This is a genomic window from Huaxiibacter chinensis, assembly GCF_022171985.1.
Lineage (GTDB): Bacteria > Pseudomonadota > Gammaproteobacteria > Enterobacterales > Enterobacteriaceae > Enterobacter > Enterobacter chinensis_A.
Genome location: NZ_JAJVHF010000002.1, coordinates 1 through 15,301, shown reverse-complemented (window position 1 = coordinate 15,301; position 15,301 = coordinate 1). Strand labels below are relative to the sequence as shown.

At 55.1% G+C, this 15,301-nt stretch carries 10 protein-coding genes and 1 rRNA gene; 3 read left to right on the top strand and 8 right to left on the bottom strand.

Features of this window, described 5'->3' with window-relative positions:
• Nucleotides 1-57 precede the first annotated feature (57 nt).
• Together panS and LZP96_RS05885 are read left to right on the top strand one after the other, a co-directional pair.
• A complete protein-coding gene (gene panS, locus LZP96_RS05890) occupies nt 58-1,002 on the top strand; it encodes a ketopantoate/pantoate/pantothenate transporter PanS (protein WP_064324414.1) in 945 nt (314 codons plus the stop codon).
• A gap of 50 nt (nt 1,003-1,052) precedes the next feature.
• On the top strand, nt 1,053-1,325 hold the full coding sequence (locus LZP96_RS05885) for a YjbD family protein (RefSeq protein ID WP_064324413.1): 273 nt from the start codon (nt 1,053-1,055) through the stop codon (nt 1,323-1,325).
• Here LZP96_RS05885 and rluF read toward each other — a convergent pair whose 3' ends face one another.
• The 3 genes from rluF to metH form a co-directional block, all read right to left on the bottom strand.
• Nucleotides 1,326-2,195 carry a 23S rRNA pseudouridine(2604) synthase RluF gene (gene rluF, locus LZP96_RS05880; RefSeq protein ID WP_064324412.1) on the bottom strand — a complete coding sequence of 290 codons (870 nt, stop codon included), beginning with the start codon at nt 2,193-2,195 and terminating at the stop codon, nt 1,326-1,328.
• 131 nt (nt 2,196-2,326) lie between these two features.
• Nucleotides 2,327-3,958: a Na/Pi cotransporter family protein gene (locus tag LZP96_RS05875; protein WP_064324411.1), complete on the bottom strand. Its 1,632-nt coding sequence runs from the start codon at nt 3,956-3,958 to the stop codon at nt 2,327-2,329.
• 200 nt (nt 3,959-4,158) lie between these two features.
• Complete coding sequence (metH, locus tag LZP96_RS05870) at nt 4,159-7,842, bottom strand: methionine synthase (RefSeq protein WP_064324410.1); 3,684 nt, start codon at nt 7,840-7,842, stop codon at nt 4,159-4,161.
• Nucleotides 7,843-8,035: 193 nt separating this feature from the next.
• Here metH and iclR point away from each other — a divergent pair, with 193 nt between their 5' ends.
• Nucleotides 8,036-8,863, top strand: coding sequence for a glyoxylate bypass operon transcriptional repressor IclR (iclR, locus tag LZP96_RS05865; protein WP_064324409.1), 828 nt, complete (start codon nt 8,036-8,038; stop codon nt 8,861-8,863).
• A gap of 26 nt (nt 8,864-8,889) precedes the next feature.
• Here iclR and aceK read toward each other — a convergent pair whose 3' ends face one another.
• The 5 genes from aceK to rrf form a co-directional block, all read right to left on the bottom strand.
• Complete coding sequence (gene aceK / locus LZP96_RS05860) at nt 8,890-10,635, bottom strand: bifunctional isocitrate dehydrogenase kinase/phosphatase (protein ID WP_064324408.1); 1,746 nt, start codon at nt 10,633-10,635, stop codon at nt 8,890-8,892.
• Nucleotides 10,636-10,724: 89 nt separating this feature from the next.
• Nucleotides 10,725-12,029 carry an isocitrate lyase gene (gene aceA, locus LZP96_RS05855; RefSeq protein ID WP_064324407.1) on the bottom strand — a complete coding sequence of 435 codons (1,305 nt, stop codon included), beginning with the start codon at nt 12,027-12,029 and terminating at the stop codon, nt 10,725-10,727.
• 31 nt (nt 12,030-12,060) lie between these two features.
• On the bottom strand, nt 12,061-13,662 hold the full coding sequence (aceB, locus tag LZP96_RS05850) for a malate synthase A (RefSeq protein ID WP_258925736.1): 1,602 nt from the start codon (nt 13,660-13,662) through the stop codon (nt 12,061-12,063).
• A 266-nt stretch (nt 13,663-13,928) separates the two neighbouring features.
• Nucleotides 13,929-14,858, bottom strand: coding sequence for a homoserine O-acetyltransferase MetA (metA, locus tag LZP96_RS05845; protein ID WP_064324405.1), 930 nt, complete (start codon nt 14,856-14,858; stop codon nt 13,929-13,931).
• A gap of 192 nt (nt 14,859-15,050) precedes the next feature.
• Nucleotides 15,051-15,166, bottom strand: a 5S ribosomal RNA gene (rrf, locus tag LZP96_RS05840).
• Between the last annotated feature and the right edge of the window lie 135 nt (nt 15,167-15,301).

Below are 15,301 nucleotides of genomic sequence, written 5' to 3'. Positions count from 1 at the left end.
GCATAGACCCGGCTTTTTTATAACAAAACAACACGACAATACTGCAAGGAAATCAACATGCTCACCGCTATTACCCGGCTGTTCCCGTTATGGGCGCTGCTGCTCTCTGTACTCGCCTATTACACCCCAACCCACTTTACGGGCATCGGCCCGTGGGTCACGACGCTGCTGATGCTGATTATGCTCGGCATGGGCGTACACCTGAAAATTGACGACTTCAAACGCGTCCTGTCGCGACCGGCACCCGTCGCAGCCGGGATTTTCCTGCACTATCTGGTGATGCCCCTCGCGGCCTGGCTGCTGGCAATGGCCTTTAAGATGCCACCGGACCTTTCTGCGGGAATGGTGCTGGTAGGGAGCGTGGCAAGTGGCACTGCATCTAACGTCATGATCTATCTGGCGAAAGGGGATGTTGCGCTCTCGGTGACTATCTCCTCTGTGTCGACGCTGGTGGGCGTGATTGCCACGCCGCTTCTGACGCGCCTGTACGTGGATGCCCATATTCAGGTGGATGTGATGGGCATGCTGCTGAGCATTCTGCAAATCGTGGTGATCCCCATTGCGCTCGGCCTGGTGATTCACCATCTCTTCCCGCGCGTGGTGAAAGCCGTTGAGCCATACCTGCCCGCGTTTTCGATGGTCTGTATCCTGGCGATCATCAGCGCCGTGGTCGCAGGTTCCGCAGCGCATATCGCCTCTGTGGGCTTTGTGGTCATTATCGCAATAGTGTTGCATAACACGATTGGCCTGCTGGGCGGGTACTGGGGTGGCAAGCTGTTTGGCTTTGATGAATCTACCTGCCGCACGCTGGCTATTGAAGTGGGGATGCAAAACTCCGGTCTGGCTGCGGCGCTGGGCAAAATTTACTTCTCACCGCTTGCGGCACTGCCAGGCGCGCTGTTCTCGGTGTGGCATAATTTGTCAGGTTCACTGCTGGCAGGATACTGGTCAGGTAAACCTGTTGATGAACAAGCGAAAAAAGATGCAGTGAAACAGAGTTAATTTCCTTCGCTTGCTTTACACTGAAGCCTCCCCTTCAGGAGGCTTCAGCAATGGCTACACCACGTTTGACCCAGAAAGACATGACGGAAGCGGAGCAGCGCGAACTGAAAACGCTTCTCGACCGCGCGCGTATCGCCCATGGACGCACGTTGACCAACGCCGAAACCAACCAGGTTAAGAAAGAGTACATCGACAAACTGATGGCTCTGCGTGAAGCCGAGGCGAAAAAAGCCCGCAAGCTGAAAAAAGAGCAGGCTTACAAACCCGATAAAGAGGCGACCTTTTCCTGGTCAGCCAATACCTCACCCCGTGGAAGGCGCTAATTAGCGCCCTTTCTTTTTACGCCCTGGCTGGACGAAGCGTTTGCCCGCGGGCTTACCGCGGCTTTTCTCTTCCGATGACGGCGCCTTCACTACCGGGCGTTTGACAGCCTGCGTTTTAGGTTTCGCTTTCGCTTTTGGCTTCGCTTCAGACGATGAGTTCTCGATGAGCCTGAACAGCTCAATCAGTTCATCACCGGTCAAGTCACGCCATTCCCCCAGCGGGATACCGGACAGGCTGACGTTCATAATGCGCGTACGTTCAAGCTTCGTCACGTCATACCCGAAGTGCTCGCACATACGACGGATCTGGCGGTTTAAGCCCTGCACAAGGGTAATACGGAAGGCAAACGGCGCCTCTTTCTTCACCTTGCACTTCTTCGTGACGGTCCCCAGAATCGGTACCCCTGAGGCCAACCCGCGGATAAACTCGTCCGTAACGGGCTTATTCACCGTGACGATATACTCTTTCTCGTGGTCGTTACCGGCGCGCAGGATTTTATTCACCAGGTCGCCGTGATTCGTCAGGAAGATCAGCCCCTGAGAATCTTTATCCAGGCGCCCAATCGGGAAGATACGGCTGCTGTGGTTAACGAAATCGACAATGTTGTCCCGCTCGCCGTCTTCCGTCGTGCTGACAATGCCAACCGGCTTATTCAACGCGATAAACACCAGGTCTTCTTCGTCGCGGGGTTCGATCAGTTGACCATTCACTTTGACCACATCGCCCGGCACAACCTGATCGCCAATCGTGGCGCGCTTGCCGTTGAGGAAGACATTCCCCTGTTCGATATAACGATCGGCTTCGCGACGCGAGCAGATCCCGCTCTCGCTAATGTATTTGTTTAAACGGGTTGATTGAGTTGGCAGCATAGTTTCTCCTTAATGGCGGGAAATATACCTTACCTTGCGGGAGACAAAAACGGGTTAATAACCGTTTTTTCGGGCGTCACGAGATAAGAGAGATTGCCCTCTTATCTCGTTTCCCGGTGAGGCTTGCAGAATTAATACTCATCCCGCTCGTCGTCTTCATCCGGCTGTTCCATTACGCTGTAGGCAACCGCACAGAAGAGGGAGTTAAGACGCTTCATGTCGCCCAGCAGCCCGAGGTGAAGGGAGCTGGTTTCGATACTCTGCACGTTCTGCTGGTGCAAGCGCTCGACGTGCGCATGCGAGTAGCGGCGATTCAGGATACGGAAACGGTGCTTGCTGCGGCGCAGTCGGCGGGCGCTGGGCACATCGCCGGAGAAAAAGACCGACATCGCCAGGCGCAGATTGCTGAGCAACTGCTCCTGCAGGGCATCCAGTTCCGCAAGACCTTCCACCGAGAAGGCGCGACGGGCAGCCAGGGATTTGTCGGCGATTTCACTGCCCATCCGCTCCACGATATCCGAGGCCTGCTCCAGGTTTAACGACATTTCGATGATTTCCGCCCAGCGGCGGGACTCCTCTTCCGCAAGCTCGTCCTGCGGCATTCGCGCCAGGTAGAGCTTAATGGCGGTATACAGCACGTTAATGTCGTCCGCGAGTTTACGCAGCTCTTTCTCCTGCCGGGGCTCGCCATGCATCACTTTTTGCAGACCATCGAGCATGGTCTCCATCGCATCCCCCATACGAAGGGTTTCCCGGGCGGCATTGGCCAGCGCCAGGGCGGGTGTATCCAGCGCGGTAGTATCCAGATGCTTTGGCTTAAGACGCGCATCCAGCTCCGGCTCATCGCGGATAAGGCGCTCGCAGAACCGCGCCATAGGGGCGGCAAAGGGCACCATCACCAGACAGCGGACCAGGTTGTAGAAGACGTGAAAGTAGATCACCAGCTCCGATTTGGGCAACGGCAGGTTGTCCATCAGGTTCGCCAGCGGATGCACAAACGGCAATATGGCCAGGCTTCCCACCAGCTTAAAGAGCAGGCTGCCCAGCGCTACGCGCCGCGCTGCTGCGTTGGCGGCGCTGTTATTGATCATAGCCAGCAGGCCGGAGCCCAGGTTCGCGCCAATCACCAGACAGAGCGCCACCGGGAATGAAATCGCTCCCGCCGCGGTCAATGTCGCGGTTAACAGTACGGCTGCCAGGCTTGAGTAGCTGACAATCGCAAAGACCGCCCCGATCAGCGCATCGAGCATGATATCGCCGGTGAGCGAAGCAAAAATGACCTGCACGCCGTTGGCCTGTGTGATCGGCGTGACGGCCTGAACAATCAACTCCAGGGCCAGTAAGATAAGCCCAAGACCGATGCCCACGCGTCCCAGCTGGCCCTCCCGGGTCTGCTTGCGTCCCAGGAAGAAGATCACACCGATAAAGATGAGCAGCGGCGACAGCCAGGAAAGATCGAACGTCAGAATACGCGCCATCAGCGCGGTCCCGACGTCAGCCCCGAGGACAATCACCAGTGCAGGGGCGAGCGCCACCAAATCCTGTGCCACAAACGAGGTGACCAGCATGGTGGTGGCATTGCTGCTTTGAACCAGCGCAGTGACGCCGATACCCGCGCAGAAGGCGAGCGGCTTTTTCTCCACGCTGCGGCTCAGGACCGTGCGCAATCGTGCGCCGAACACGCGCATCACCCCGGTACGGACAATGTGTGTCCCCCAGACTAATAATGCCACCGCGGATAACAGGTGTAACAACGTCAGCACGGTTGTAGATCCTCCTTATCATTTACGTGTTTCTCAGGCTCGTTGCGCAAGATGTTCCCGGATGGCAGGTACGCCTTTCCGGTCTGCGCATGAGCACTCTTCCAGTATAAGGGTTTAAACGTAAGAAAGAGACAAGGCGCCCAAAGAGCGCCTTGTATGTTGTAAGGAAAGGTGACGTGAGGCAGGCAATAAGTCGCCTGTTAGTCGGCGTCGTAGCCCAGATTAGGTGCCAGCCAGCGCTCCACTTCCTGGATGCTCATCCCTTTCCGCCGGGCGTAATCTTCCACCTGATCGCGCTGAATTTGCGCCACCGCGTAGTATTTGCTGTCAGGATGGCTGAAATACCAGCCCGATACCGATGCGCCGGGCCACATGGCAAAGGATTCCGTCAGTTTCATTCCCGTATGGGTTTCCACATCCAGAAGCTGCCAGATGGTGCCTTTTTCAGTGTGCTCCGGACACGCCGGATAGCCAGGCGCCGGACGAATACCCTGGTAATTCTCGCGAATCAGCTCCTCATTGCTCAGGTTCTCATTCGGCGCATAACCCCAGTGCACCTTGCGCACGCGCTCGTGCAGATATTCCGCAAATGCCTCCGCCAGACGATCGGCGATCGCTTTCACCATGATTTTATTGTAATCATCCAGCTGCGCCTCGTAGGCCTCGGCGAGTGCGTCCTCCTCCAGGCCACCGGTCACGGCAAAGGCACCGATGTAGTCCGCTTTGCCGCTCAGTTTTGGCGCCACAAAATCAGCCAGACAATAGTTGGCAAAGCCGATCTTCTCGGTTTGCTGACGCAGATGATGACTGACCGCCAGCACGTGCGTGCGCGTTTCGTCGCGATAGACTTCAATATCGTCGCCCACGCGGTTCGCCGGAAACAGCCCAACCACTCCTCGCGGATTGAGCTTTTTCTCACGACTGAGCATATCGAGCATCTCGTTGGCATCGTTAAACAGACGCTTCGCCTCTTCGCCAACCACCTCATCTTCGAGGATGCGGGGATATTTTCCGGCCAGCGACCAGGTCATGAAGAACGGCGTCCAGTCGATATAATTGCGCAAGGTCTCAATACTGGCGGTGACGTCCTGCACGCCCAGACGATGCGCCACCGGCGGCGTATAGCTTGCCCAGTCAAAGGCCAGGTCGTTTTCCCGCGCCGCGGCCAGCGTCACCGGCGGGGTTCGGGGTTTTTTACGCCCATGCTGGATGCGCACGGTGTCGTACTCTTTACGCGTTCTGGCGACAAAGTCGTCATGCTGCGTGGCGGACAGCAGTGCCGATACCACGCCCACGGTGCGCGAGGCATTCTGTACATAGACCGTCGGGCCGCTGTAGTTTTGCTCAATTTTTACCGCAGTATGCGCTTTGGAGGTGGTGGCGCCGCCAATTAACAGCGGAATGGTAAAGCCCTGGCGCTCCATCTCTTTTGCCACGTTCACCATTTCGTCGAGCGAGGGGGTAATCAGCCCGGAGAGCCCGATCAGATCTGCATTCACCTCACGCGCGGTCTTGAGGATTTTATCCGCAGGCACCATCACGCCAAGATCGATTATTTCGTAGTTGTTGCACTGCAGCACCACCCCAACGATGTTTTTTCCGATGTCGTGGACGTCGCCCTTTACGGTCGCAATAACCATTTTACCGTTGCTGGAGCCTTTCTCTTTGCTGGCTTCGATATAGGGTTCAAGGTAGGCCACGGCTTGTTTCATCACGCGGGCGGATTTCACCACCTGTGGCAGGAACATTTTACCTTCACCAAACAGATCCCCGACAACGTTCATCCCGTCCATCAGCGGGCCTTCGATCACTTCGATAGGGCGAGCCGCCTGCTGACGTGCCTCTTCCGTATCGAGTTCGATAAATTCAGTGATCCCTTTCACCAGGGAATACTCCAGGCGCTTTTTCACCTCCCACGAGCGCCATTCGGCCTGCTGAATGTTGGCGCTGTCATCGGCTTTGCTGCCGCGGTATTTCTCCGCCAGATCCAGCATCCGCTCGGTGGCATCATCCCGACGGTTCAGGATCACATCTTCCACGCCGTCGCGCAGTTCAGCCGGGAGATCGTCATAAATGGCCAGCTGCCCGGCATTGACGATACCCATGTCCATCCCGTTACGGATGGCGTAATAGAGGAAGACGGCATGGATGGCTTCACGCACCGGGTCGTTTCCGCGGAACGAGAACGACACGTTTGACACGCCGCCTGAAATCAACGCATGCGGCAGTTCGCGTTTGATGTCTTCGCAGGCGCCAATAAAGTCCTGGGCGTAGTTGTTGTGTTCGTCGATACCGGTTGCCACGGCGAAGATATTCGGGTCGAAAATAATGTCTTCAGGCGGGAAACCGACCTCTTCCGTCAGGATCTTATAGGCGCGACGGCAGATTTCAATTTTACGTTCACGCGTGTCGGCCTGGCCGACCTCATCAAAGGCCATCACCACCACCGCTGCGCCATAACGGCGGACCAGTCTGGCATGATGGATAAACTGCTCAACGCCCTCTTTCATTGAGATCGAGTTGACGATGCCTTTGCCCTGGATGCACTTCAGCCCTTTTTCGATGACGTCCCATTTTGAGGAGTCAATCATGATCGGCACGCGGGCAATATCCGGTTCACCGGCAATCAGGTTGAGGAAACGCACCATCGCCGCTTCCGCGTCGAGCATGCCCTCATCCATGTTGATATCAATGATTTGCGCCCCGCTTTCGACCTGCTGGCGGGCAACATCTAAGGCTTCGTTGTATTTTTCTTCTTTAATCAGACGCTTGAACTTTGCAGAGCCGGTCACGTTGGTGCGTTCGCCCACGTTCACGAACAGGCTCTCTTTACCGATGGTCAGCGGTTCCAGCCCCGCCAGGCGGCACGCTACCGGTAGCTCAGGCAGTTTACGCGGTGGCAAACCGGCCACCGCGTTGCTCATTGCGGCGATATGTTCGGGCGTTGTACCACAACATCCCCCAACGATATTGAGAAAGCCCGATTCGGCCCATTCACGAATCTGCGCGGCCATGGTGTCGGCGTCTAAATCGTATTCACCGAAGGCATTCGGCAGGCCGGCGTTCGGGTGCGCGGTCACGTAGCAATCGGCAATACGCGACAGCTCTTGTACGTACTGGCGAAGTTCATCTGGCCCCAACGCACAGTTCAGCCCGAAGGTCAGGGCATCCGCGTGGCGTAACGAGTTATAAAACGCCTCGGTCGTCTGGCCCGAAAGGGTACGGCCAGACGCATCGGTGATCGTACCGGAAATCATGATCGGCAGATCAACGCCCAGGGCATCCATCTCTTCCTTGACGGCAAATATGGCGGCTTTCGCATTAAGGGTATCGAAGACCGTTTCGATCATGATGAGATCGGAACCGCCTTCCACCAGCGCTTTAGTGGATTCGCGGTAGGCCGCCACCAACTGATCGAAGGTGACGTTACGATACGCCGGGTCGTTCACGTCCGGGGAGATAGAAGCCGTACGGTTGGTCGGGCCCAGTACCCCCGCCACGTAGCGCGGCTTATCCGGCGTGCGGGCAGTCCATTCATCTGCACAGGCGCGCGCCAGCTTTGCCGCCGCAAAGTTAATCTCCGCCGACAGGGATTCCATCTGGTAATCCGCCATAGCGATGGTTGTCGAGTTGAAGGTGTTGGTTTCAACAATATCCGCACCCGCGTCAAAATACGCGTGATGAATGGCCGCGATAATGTCAGGCTGAGTCAGCACCAGCAGGTCATTATTGCCTTTCAGGTCGCACGGCCAGTCGGCGAAACGTTCACCGCGAAAGGCGTCTTCGCTCAGACGGTAGCCTTGGATCATGGTGCCCATGCCGCCGTCCAGCACCAGAATTCGTTCGTTTAACTGCGTACGCAGTTGATTTTCTTTGCTGCTCACACTCGCTCCCGACAACGATCAACCAGGCCAAAAGGCCAGCAGTCCATACTGGCATAATCTGGCAGAGTGGAGAAGTCACACAGCGTTAACATGAGACATGTTCACCATCACTCCTCCGATCAGTCAGGATAACGGTTGCAAAATCACCAGATAAAACGAAAATGATTTCCACGATACAGAAAAGGAGTCCGTCATGGTCGCTACCGTACCCGCTAAACGTGGCAGAAAACCTGCCGCCACCCCTGCAGCGCAACCTGCGGGTCAGGTTCAGTCGCTGACGCGTGGATTAAAACTTCTGGAATGGATAGCGGAATCCCACGGCAGCGTGGCGTTAACCGAACTGGCTCAGCAGGCGGGGTTGCCTAACTCGACCACGCACCGTTTACTGACGACCATGCAGCAGCTGGGCTTTGTACGACAGGTCGGCGAACTGGGGCACTGGGCAGTAGGCGCGCATGCGTTTATCGTGGGCAGCAGTTTCTTGCAGAGCCGTAACCTGCTGGCGATTGTGCACCCCATTCTGCGCAAATTGATGGAAGACTCCGGTGAGACGGTTAATCTGGCGGTACTGGACCAGAGCGATCATCAGGCGATTATTATCGATCAGGTGCAATGCACACAGCTGATGCGCATGTCTGCACCCATCGGCGGTAAATTGCCGATGCACGCTTCCGGCGCGGGTAAGGCTTTTTTGTCGCAGCTCACGGAAGAACAGGTGACGAGCCTGTTACACCGTAAAGGGCTGCATGCCTATACACACGCCACCCTGGTGTCGCCCGTCCATCTGAAAGAGGATCTGGCGTTGACGCGTAAGCGGGGTTACTCGTTTGATGACGAAGAGCACGCGCTGGGCCTGCGCTGCCTGGCGGCCTGTATTTTTGATGAACATCGCGAGCCTTTTGCCGCTATCTCCATCTCCGGCCCCATTTCACGCATGACCGACGATCGCGTCACCGAACTGGGCGCGCTGGTAATTAAAGCCGCGAAAGAGGTGACGCTGGCCTACGGCGGGATTCGTTAAGCTTTAAGGCGGTCTGATGCCTTTATTCAGCCCTCTCCCTGTGGAGAGGGGGAAAACCTGATGCAAAACCGCTGCCTGCGCCGGTAGGCGTAAACGTCCTCAACATGCCCGTTCTTTATTCGCGTTTGCAGGCCGCGCCAGTAGTCGGCGTGGAAAAGGTCGTTATGCATCTCTTCAAAGAGTGGTTTGATGCGCGGGTCCGCGCACAGCCAGTGACGAAACTCTTCCGGGAAGACGTCTCCAGGCGAGACGCTGTACCACGGCTCACCCGACATCTCATCTTCGGGATAGCGCGCCGGGGGAATGGTGCGGAAATTCACCTCGGTCATATAGCAAATTTCGTCGTAATCATAGAACACCACGCGCCCGTGTCGCGTCACGCCAAAATTTTTAAACAGCATGTCGCCCGGGAAGATATTGGCAGCGGCAAGCTGACGAATCGCGTTCCCGTATTCTTCAATCGCATCGCGAAGCTGCGCCCCCTCAACCTGCTCAAGCCAGATATTCAGCGGCACCATCCGGCGCTCAATATAGAGATGGCTAATCGAAATTTTATCGCCCAAATCGGTGATTTTGCCTGACGCCTCCTGCATCAGCAGGGCCATTAATGCCGGCGCAATCTGACGCTTATCCAGCACAAAATTTTCGAATTCCTGCGTATCAGCCATCCGCCCAACGCGGTCATGTTCTTTGACCAGCTGGTAACAGGCACGGACATGTGCCGCGGTCATCTCCTTCTGCGGGGCGAAACGGTCTTTAATGACCTTAAAGACGCGGTCGAAACCGGGCAGGGTAAACACCAGCATGACCATGCCGCGAATGCCAGGTGCTTCAACAAACTGTTCATCGGCGCGGGCGATATAGTGCAGATATTCCCGGTAACTTTCTGTTTTGGCGTGTTTTTGACAGCCAATCGCCATATACAGCTCAGCCGTGGTTTTCACCGGTAAAAGCTCACGCAGCCATTCAACCAGCGCAGCGGGAAGCGGGGCATAGACCATAAAATAGGAGCGGGCGAAACCGAACACAATGCTCGCTTCGGCGTGCGTGGTCAGACAGGCATCGACAAACAGCTCGCCTTCGTCGGTGCGATGAATCGGCAGCAGAAAGGGCAAGGTTAATTCTGGGGTGATCAGTTTTCCAACCAGCCACGCCGCTTTATTTCGATAGAAAAGCTCATTTGCAACCTGCAGATGACTCTGTTGCAGTCTCTTTTCGCCTACGGCTTCGTACAGATGCTGCATGATATAGCCCACATCCCGTTGACGATGTTGCCAGGGCAGGCGCAGGGGAAGATCGGTGAGGACTTTCGTTAACAGGCTCTCCCATCCCGGATCGGGATAAAAATCTTTTGCCAGCGGACGCGGTATGGCGCGAAATCGCCCTTCCGGTTGAGAACTGAAAATAAATAACCGCTCAGGAGACAGCGAGCGGTGGTCAAATAACCGGCAATAAACGGAGTTGAAAAAGCTCTCCGCAATTTCAAAGCGAGGGTAATCGGGTAATAAATGGGTGTAATGCTCTTTGACCCGCAGCAAAAAAGCGGCATCAGGCGTGTTGCCGTCGGTAATACAGCGCAACTGCTCCACCACCAGGCCCACGTGATGATCGTATAAATGAATGCGCTGCTTCATGGCCTGCTGAACGGCGTGCCAGTCTGCCTGTTCAAAGCGTTGCTGCGCGCCCGAAGTGACTTCCAGAAAACGTCCATACTGAGCATCAAAGCCCTGCAAAATAGTCTGTGCAATCAATAATTCCCGGCCACGCGACATGCTTCGACTCCCTCAACCCGCCCCCTCCGGGCGGGAAAGGGCGTCAGTCGTAGGCCCGGCAATCACATCGCCACCGGGCATGAAACGGCTCAGAACTGTGCTTCTTCCGTCGATCCCGTTAAAGCCGTGACGGAGGAGGCGCCGCCCTGAATGATCGTGGTGACCTTATCAAAGTAACCCGTGCCGACTTCCTGCTGATGAGAGGCGAAGGTATACCCTTCTTTACTGGCCGCGAACTCAGGCTGCTGCACTTTTTCGACGTAATGCTTCATCCCTTCGCCCTGTGCGTAGGCGTGGGCTAAATCAAACATGTTGAACCACATGCTGTGGATACCGGCCAGCGTAATGAACTGGTATTTGTAGCCCATCTCCGACAGCTGTTCCTGGAAACTCGCGATGGTGGCGTCGTCGAGGTTTTTCTGCCAGTTGAAGGATGGCGAGCAGTTATAGGCCAGAAGCTTGCCCGGGTATTTAGCGTGAATAGCCTCGGCAAAGCGCTTCGCCAGGGCCAGATCCGGCGTGGACGTTTCACACCACACCAGATCGGCGTAAGGGGCGTACGCCAGGCCACGGCTGATGGCTTGTTCAATTCCCGCATGGGTACGGTAGAAACCTTCGCTGGTGCGTTCGCCGGTGATGAATTCGCTGTCATAGGGATCGCAGTCGGAGGTGATGAGATCGGCGGCATCCGCATCCGTACGGGCGATCACAAGCGTAGGGACGCCGAGCACATCTGCAGCCAGACGCGCCGCAACCAGCTTTTGAATCGCTTCCTGAGTCGGGACCAGTACTTTGCCGCCCATATGCCCGCACTTCTTCACCGAGGCCAACTGGTCTTCAAAGTGGACGGCCGCTGCACCGGCTTCGATCATTGATTTCATCAACTCAAACGCATTCAGCACGCCGCCAAAACCCGCTTCGGCATCCGCGACAATCGGCAGGAAATAATCGACAAAGCGGGGATCGTTCGGTTCGATGCCGGATGCCCACTGGATCTGATCCGCCCGACGAAAGGTATTATTGATGCGATCAACAACCGAGGGCACCGAGTTGGCCGGATAGAGTGACTGGTCCGGATACATACTGGATGCCAGGTTAGCATCGGCAGCCACCTGCCAGCCGGACAAATAAACGGCTTCAATACCGGCTTTCGCCTGCTGTAAGGCCTGACCGCCGGTCAGTGCGCCGAGGCTGTTGATGTACCCTTTCTTCGACTCACCGTGCAGCAGACGCCACATTTTCGCGGCACCCAATTGCGCCAGCGTGCATTCCGGGTTCACCGAGCCGCGTAATTTCACCACTTCCTCTGCGCTGTACGGACGGGTGATGCCTTCCCAGCGCGGTTGCGTCCACTCTTTTTGTAACGCTTCGATTTGTTGGGTACGAGTTTTCATGTGCAGATGCTCCATATTATTATTGAGTGAATCAGGCCAGTAAGCGGTAGCCCGGCAGGGTGAGGAAGTCGATTAAGTCATCTGATGTGGTGATTTGCTCCATGAGACGGGCAGCGTCATCGAAGCGACCACTGCTAAAGCGGTGCTCTCCAAGCTCCTCCTGAATGGTCATCATCTCTTCGGCCAGCATCTGACGGAACAAGGATTTGGTCACCGGCTTGCCGTTACTCAGCGTTTTCTGGTGGTGGATCCACTGCCAGATAGAGGTACGTGAAATTTCGGCGGTGGCCGCATCTTCCATCAGACCGTAGATCGGCACACAGCCGTTGCCAGAGATCCAGGCTTCGATGTACTGGACAGCGACGCGGATGTTGGCGCGCATCCCCTCTTCCGTCCGCTCACCCTCACACGGCGCCAGCAGGTGTTCTGCGGTGACAGGCGCATCTTCTTCGCGTAAGACCAATAATTGATTCTGACGGTCGCCTAAGGTTTGGCTGAATACGCTCATTGCCGTGTCGGCCAGACCCGGGTGGGCAATCCAGGTTCCGTCGTGGCCGTTGCGAGCCTCAAGCTCTTTATCCGCTTTCACTCTGTTCAATACCTGAGTGTTACGCTCCGCATCTTTGCTCGGGATAAATGCGGCCATGCCGCCCATCGCGAAGGCACCGCGTTTGTGGCAGGTTTTAATCAACAGGCGCGAATAGGCGTTCAGGAAAGGCTTATCCATGGTGACGACCTGACGGTCCGGCAGTACGCGGTCCGGATAATTCTTCAGGGTCTTGATATAGCTAAAAATGTAGTCCCAGCGCCCGCAGTTCAGCCCCACGATATGGTCACGCAGGGCATGCAGAATCTCGTCCATCTGGAAGACCGCAGGCAAAGTTTCAATCAACAGGGTGGCTTTGATGGTGCCACGCGGCAGGTTGAAGCGATCTTCGGCGTAGCTGAACACCTCGCTCCACCACGCCGCCTCCTGCCAGGATTGGGTTTTAGGCAGATAGAAGTAGGGGCCGCTGCCTTTTGCCAGCAGGGTTTGATGGTTGTGGAAGAAGTAGAGCGCAAAATCAAACAGGCTGCCGGGGATCGCTTCATTGCGCCAGGTGACGTGTTTTTCAGGCAGATGCAACCCGCGTACACGACAAATCAGCACCGCCGGATTCGGTTTGAGCTGGTATATTTTTCCGGCTTCATTGGTGTAACTGATCGTACCGTTGACCGCATCACGCAGGTTTACCTGGCCTTCGATCACTTTACACCAGTCCGGTGCCAGTGAATCTTCGAAGTCCGCCATAAAAACCTTAACGTTCGCATTCATGGCATTGATCACCATCTTGCGCTCAACGGGACCGGTAATTTCAACACGACGATCCTGCAAATCAGCGGGGATACCACGAATCTGCCACTCACTGTCACGAATGGAAGCGGTTTCCGAAATGAAATCGGGAAGCGTGCCGTTATCGATTTCTTGCTGTTGCTGGATCCGCGCTGCCAGAAGCTTGTTCCGCTTTGGCGTAAAGCGCGTGACCAGTTCAGCCAGAAACTCAACGGCATCTGGCGTCAATATCTGCTGTTCGTGCTCGCCATACGGCTGGCTAAAGCTCAGTTCGTCTTCTGTCGTTGCCTGTTGCGTCATAGTCCGGATCCTCTTCGTTCCAAAAATTCTCCCCAGGCCGAGTAAACGATCGTTGTGTCTTTTTCACTCAGCAGAGTTAAGACTATCCATTATTTTTTCAAAATCAAAAACAATTTCCATTTTAATTAAATATTAAAGATAACCACCTGATTAATATGAATTTAAAATTTATTCACTCATTGATTTGAATTTCGGAAATAAAAAAGGCACCCGAAGGTGCCTGATAAGGAGAGCTGAAACGCTTTAGGATCGTTTTTGCTAGCGGATTATTCCAGCGTCGGATTCATATGGCGCAGATCGTATGGCGTGATCTGATAGACGTAGTAGTTGAGCCAGTTGGTAAAGAGCAAATTACCATGGCTGCGCCAGGACGCTCTTGGCGTGTTTTGTGGATCGTCTTTTGGGAAGTAGTTATAGGGCACCTGGGGAGAAAGGCCCGCTTCTACATCACGGAAAAACTCTCCCGCCAGCGTGTGTGCATCATATTCAGGATGCCCCGTGACAAAAGCGATACGTTTGTCTTTACTGGCAAAGAGATAGGCATCCCCGTCTTCGGTTTCAGCCAGGATTTCCAGGTCGGTGTAATCACGTATCAGCGCGGCCGGAAAATCTGCATAGCGAGAATGGGGAGCCAGGAAGAAATCATCAAATCCACGCGTCAGCAGGGCGTGCGGATGGAGAATGTGGTGCTCATAGACCCCAGACAGCTTTTCGGTACGCGTCTGTTTTGGAATGCCATAAAGAATATTAAGCGCGGCCTGAACAGCCCAGCAGACAAACAGCGTGGAGGTAACATGATCTTTTGCCCACTCCAGAACCTGTTCGATCTGCGGCCAGTAGGCCACGTCGTTGAACTCCACCAGACCCAGCGGAGCACCCGTGACGATCAGTCCGTCAAAGTTGTCATTACGGATATCGTCAAAATCGCAGTAAAAGTTATTCAGATGCTCAGCGGGGGTATTTCGCGACTCACGCGCATCAATGCGCAGGAGTTGAATATCTACCTGCAGCGGCGAGTTTGAGAGTAACCGGAGGAACTGGTTCTCTGTTTCGATCTTTTTCGGCATCAGGTTAAGGATCAAAACCTTAAGTGGACGAATTTCCTGACCTGTCGCACGCGAGGCCTTCATGACAAAGACATTTTCCTCACGCAAAAAATTGACGGCTGGTAGCTCGTCCTGCACCCGAATCGGCATAACCTTAGATCCTCACAGCATACGTATAAACGTTTAGACATCCAGATAGCTGACAATACCCATAAATATGAGCAATGTCGAGGAACAGTTTGGAAGGTGAGAAAGTTTCAAGGAGATGAGTCTGTGGTTCGGTATATCGCGTACAAAGCAAAAAACCCCGCACCTTACGGTACGGGGTTCTTCTTAATTAATGCCTGGCAGTTCCCTACTCTCGCATGGGGAGGCCCCACACTACCATCGGCGCTACGGCGTTTCACTTCTGAGTTCGGCATGGGGTCAGGTGGGACCACCGCGCTAAAGCCGCCAGGCAAATTCTGTTAATCTGTATCAGCTGAAAATCATCTCTCACGCCAAAACATCTTCGGCGTTGTAAGGTTAAGCCTCACGGTTCATTAGTATCGGTTAGCTCAACGCATCGCTGCGCTTACACACCCGACCTATCA

Excerpts from the sequence above, each read along its gene's own strand:
- LZP96_RS05885 (WP_064324413.1), top strand. The coding sequence starts at position 1,053 with ATGGCTACACCACGTTTGACCCAGAAAGACATGACGGAAGCGGAGCAG.
- rluF (WP_064324412.1), bottom strand. The coding sequence starts at position 2,195 with ATGCTGCCAACTCAATCAACCCGTTTAAACAAATACATTAGCGAGAGC.
- aceB (WP_258925736.1), bottom strand. The coding sequence starts at position 13,662 with ATGACGCAACAGGCAACGACAGAAGACGAACTGAGCTTTAGCCAGCCG.
- aceK (WP_064324408.1), bottom strand. The coding sequence starts at position 10,635 with ATGTCGCGTGGCCGGGAATTATTGATTGCACAGACTATTTTGCAGGGC.
- iclR (WP_064324409.1), top strand. The coding sequence starts at position 8,036 with ATGGTCGCTACCGTACCCGCTAAACGTGGCAGAAAACCTGCCGCCACC.
- metA (WP_064324405.1), bottom strand. The coding sequence starts at position 14,858 with ATGCCGATTCGGGTGCAGGACGAGCTACCAGCCGTCAATTTTTTGCGT.
- panS (WP_064324414.1), top strand. The coding sequence starts at position 58 with ATGCTCACCGCTATTACCCGGCTGTTCCCGTTATGGGCGCTGCTGCTC.
- aceA (WP_064324407.1), bottom strand. The coding sequence starts at position 12,029 with ATGAAAACTCGTACCCAACAAATCGAAGCGTTACAAAAAGAGTGGACG.